Source organism: Aequorivita xiaoshiensis, assembly GCF_022008395.1.
Lineage (GTDB): Bacteria > Bacteroidota > Bacteroidia > Flavobacteriales > Flavobacteriaceae > Aequorivita > Aequorivita xiaoshiensis.
In genome coordinates, this window is record NZ_JAIRBB010000027.1 from 1 (window position 1) to 4,170 (window position 4,170).

General features: G+C 32.1%; 5 protein-coding genes. All 5 read right to left on the bottom strand.

Translation table 11 applies throughout. The features are described from left to right. Positions 1-222: 222 nt before the first annotated feature. On the bottom strand, positions 223-1,284 hold the full coding sequence (locus tag K8344_RS13635) for an LPO_1073/Vpar_1526 family protein (protein ID WP_237609232.1): 1,062 nt from the start codon (positions 1,282-1,284) through the stop codon (positions 223-225). Next, positions 1,281-1,514, bottom strand: a complete 234-nt coding sequence (locus K8344_RS13640) for a hypothetical protein (protein ID WP_237609233.1) — start codon at positions 1,512-1,514, stop codon at positions 1,281-1,283. The genes K8344_RS13635 and K8344_RS13640 overlap by 4 nt, the downstream gene beginning before the upstream one ends. Positions 1,515-1,666: 152 nt before the next feature. Beyond that, positions 1,667-2,305, bottom strand: coding sequence for a tetratricopeptide repeat protein (locus K8344_RS13645; RefSeq protein WP_237609234.1), 639 nt, complete (start codon positions 2,303-2,305; stop codon positions 1,667-1,669). Between the two features lie 291 nt (positions 2,306-2,596). After that, positions 2,597-3,076: a hypothetical protein gene (locus tag K8344_RS13650; RefSeq protein ID WP_237609235.1), complete on the bottom strand. Its 480-nt coding sequence runs from the start codon at positions 3,074-3,076 to the stop codon at positions 2,597-2,599. 379 nt (positions 3,077-3,455) lie between these two features. Next, positions 3,456-3,998, bottom strand: a complete 543-nt coding sequence (locus K8344_RS13655) for a hypothetical protein (RefSeq protein ID WP_237609236.1) — start codon at positions 3,996-3,998, stop codon at positions 3,456-3,458. Positions 3,999-4,170 lie beyond the last annotated feature (172 nt).

The window sequence follows — 4,170 nt, forward strand, 5'->3', positions numbered from 1 at the left end:
AGGATTTTTACAGGAAAGGATTCCGATTGCTAAAAAGAATAAAAAAACTAATATTTTGTTCATTCGTATGTTGATTGGTTTAATGTGCTACAACGGTCTCGGCTATGAGTAGTTGCGTGGGTTAGCACTTAGCTTTGCAAGTACGCACAAAACTGAAAATCCGCGAGGATTTTCAGAAGTAGGCGAGAACAAGCAATTACTTATAGCCATTGTTGTGTGCAGTTATTTTATCCAAATTGATAAGTCCATAGTCTCACCAGTTCTTCGTCTGTAATTCGCGTGTGCAATAGCAATTCCCACGTGGGATAATTCAAATTGATTAAAATAAGAGTCTTTCCAAACATTAAAAACTTTTTCCATTTTAGGATTAAAAGCAATTAACTTATCCTTAATCTCCTTTTGTGAAAAAGTTGTTTTGTTGAAAAATGCTTTCAACTTATTCTTTTGTTCATCTTTAAATCCTCTTTCGGTCATTCGTTGGTCAAGAGTTTGGTCATCAAAAACCCCTAATTGGAGTTTTGTAATATCGTGGAAACAAGGAATTATGAGACCTTGCACATTTGGTTTGTTTTCTTCAAACTCCTTATCAAATTCCTCCATCTTAAATCCTTTTGAAAAAAAGCCTTTATAAGTTTCTCTTAAATTGTTCTCAAGTTGTCCGTAATTACCAGTTCTAATATGTCCACATCTCAAATATTCTAAATAATTATAATGTTCTTTATCAATAATTAAGTTTTCAACGAATGGGAAAATATATTGAATTAAATAATTTTGAAAGTCGTTATAATTCCTCAAAACCATTCTTCGAGTTCTTGTTAATAGAAAAATTAAAGTTAATGTATCCAACTGTTCTACAGTTAATTTCGATGCTATAGTCAATGATTCGTCCAGAACGATTTGAAGCATATTTCTTTTAGAGACATTTGCACGGTCTACAATTATATCTGCCAATAAATCTCCTAAATCTTTATCTCCACTTTTGGCATATTCCTTTTGTGCTGTAAATAAAGCATCTTGCATTGCTGGTTGCTCAAATTCTTTCAAAGATTCTGGATGCTTATCGTTTAGAGTTTTTAAAATATTTTCTGTTATCTCTTCTGCTCTTTCTGCTGCAATTTGAGCGGCTTCGTTTTTTAAGTGAATAAAGTTCGTTTTAAAAACATCTAATGCTATTTCTTTAGCATCTGAATAAGTTATGCCGGTATTGTAAACATTAACATTTTCTGCTTGAATGTTGGAAGAACCATCGCCTCCTTCTTGTTTTTTGTTTTTATCGCTTATCATTTATTAGTAATGTTAATGTCTCCTTTGGATTGATAGTTTTTTGAGTTTTTTCCTCCTTTTTGTTTTAAAACTGTTTTTTCGGCTGAATTTTTATTACTTGATATTTGGGCAATTAAAGCTCCGACAAGTCCAATTGAAGTGACTAATGGTTCCCAAGTTGCATCAACCATTAACCATATCAAAGCTCCAAGAAGTCCAGCAATATTTAATATTAATAGTGTCTTTTTCATTTTTGTTCTAATTGCACACAACGTATTTGTGTATGGCTTGTTGCGGAAAATCAGTATGATTTTCCGATTAAGGAAACAAGATAGCAAATTGCAATGAATTCCGATTAGGAATTCAGCCGCAATGAGCTATACACGTTGTTAGGCATAGTTTTTTATCCGCTACAATATTCATTCAATTCAGAAATGTCAGTTTTATATTTTGGATATTTTTCTAATAGTTTTAATTCTAACGCTTTTTGTTTATCGGAACAGGCTTTTTCTTTTAAATCAGTCGCTTTGTAAATTAACGCTCTGGTTTTAAATGAAATTGAATTATTAGGGTCTTTTTCAATTGATTTGTTCACGTCGGTCAAAGCTTTTCCATATTCTTTTGTCAAATAATATACGTGACTTCTATGTTCGTAGGAATATGCATTCGGATTTACAGTAAGTTCAGCAGTAAAATCTGCAATAGCTTTTTCGTATTGCTTTAAATTTCGATATGCAAAACCACGATTAGTTCGAGCTGTGTGCATACTTGGCTTTAAAGAAATGGCTTTTGTAAAGTCTGGAATACATTCTTCATATCTCAAATCCATTTCTCGAACGTATCCACGTTTAAAATATAAATCAGCATTATTTGGATATAAAGTTATCAATCTATTAAGCTTTTGTTCCGCTTGTTTCCATTGTTCATTTTTAATGAATTCTTGTGCCTCCGCAAGAATGTCATTCGGTTTAGTTGTAGTTTGTTTTTTTGCTCCACAACCAAAAATTAGTACTGAAACCAGAATTATTAATGTACTTCTCATTTTTTTTTTCAAATTATGCCTAACGGTTTGGCTATGCGCAGTGCGGGGTCGGCTGGAACTTGATTTTCCTCCACGCAATCAGTCAAATCTTTTTGTTTGTCTTTATCTTTTTCTTGCCAAAGCCAAATCCAAAAGATTTGGCGGTGTCCGCAGACACGCCCGAACCCCAGCCCCAAGGACTTAAGCCCGCATTGCGTATAGCCGTTGTTGTCTTCTGTGGCGACCACCCGAGTAAGCAATTTCTGTTCAATATCCGGTTTTTTTCTCCGTCTAGTTGTGAATACCGTTTGGTTATGTTGTGTATTTTTCGAGGTAAATGTTTTCTAAAGTGCGTAACAATCTGTTCTTCGATTTTTTTTCTAATTCAAAGAAGTCTTTAATAATCGCCTTGTCTATAGTCCCGATCATAATTATTAAAATTCCTATTCCAATTGCAAAATTTTTATAAAGTTCAAGAAACTCGTCCAAGTCCTTACTATAACTAGCCTGTCCACTCAGAAAACCTCCAAAAAGAATACTAACTAAAATTATAATTGAATTCCATAAAAAATTGAATTGATATTTATTTTGGTTGTGATATTTTACGGTATCAATTAAAAAAAGCAGATTATCCTTTTTCAGCAAATCTTTACTGTCTAGTATTTTTATAAGCTCTTTCTTTCTGATTTTGAGAATTGTTTTTGCATCCCAACGCTCTTTTTTTTTGAGTGCGTAGCTGTAATATTTTTCAATTACTTTTTGTGTTGCATATTGGTTGTGTGCTAAGGACAAAATTGCCGCAATTAATATTGGTATTAGGAGCAATAGATAATATACATTTAGTTCAGGTAACGATTTATAAATCAGTATGCTAAAAGCTAGTATGGCTATTAAAAATGGAAGAATTGATAGTATTTTTGCTGTCCTACTGTATCTATTAAAGATTAGGACACGATTGGATAGCAATTTATTTAACAGTAAAATTTCTTCAATATATTTCACTTATCGAGAGGTTTTTTTGGAGCCATTGAAGACAACGGTTTGGTATATGGAAAGTTGCGTGTTTGCGTGCGAGGATTTTCCGAAGGAAAATCAGAAGTAGCAAACGTGCAACGACCTTTTGATTAAGCACAAAATAGCAATTTTTTATATACGTTGTTAGCCCACGTTATTATTGGTTTATATATAAGTCTTCAATTTCGTCAAGCAAAAATAATTTATTCAATTCGTTTTCGATTTGTTCATAGTTTCTATCAAAAATCAATTGTATTAATTTCTTCGGAAGCTCTTTATTTTCCGATTCAGTTCCGTACAATTTTACTGTTCGAGTTGGAATTTCTCCGCTTGCATTTTCTTTATGATTTCCTAATCCTATTGAAAATTGAAAAGTGTCATCTGTATTCGGTGCCATTGAAATCGATAAATATTTTCCATTTTTTTCATCCAAAACTTCTAGGTCAGGAAAATTAAATGTCAAATCTCGATATTCTTTCCAATATTCATCACTCCAATTGATTTGATTAAAATCTGTCAAATGTTTTTTGTAATCTGTTTTTCCAAGCAATTTATAAGAGTCCGTTTCATAATCCGTTTTATGAATTCGAGAGATGAAATCCGTTTTCATTTCGTTTGTATTTTCATTTTTATCCGTTTTATTTTTACAAGCAAAGAATAAAATTGGTAGTAAAATCAAGATTTTAGTTAAATTTCTCATTGTTGTTTTTAATGTGGGCTAACGTTTAGTATAAAAGAAGTAGGGCTGTAAATAATCAATAAATTTTCGGATTATCAACAAGCCAAATCTTTTGCATTTTGTTTTATATTTTGTTCTAAAAGCCAAATCAAAAGATTTGGCGACCTCGCAAATACGCCTGAAACATTGAGTT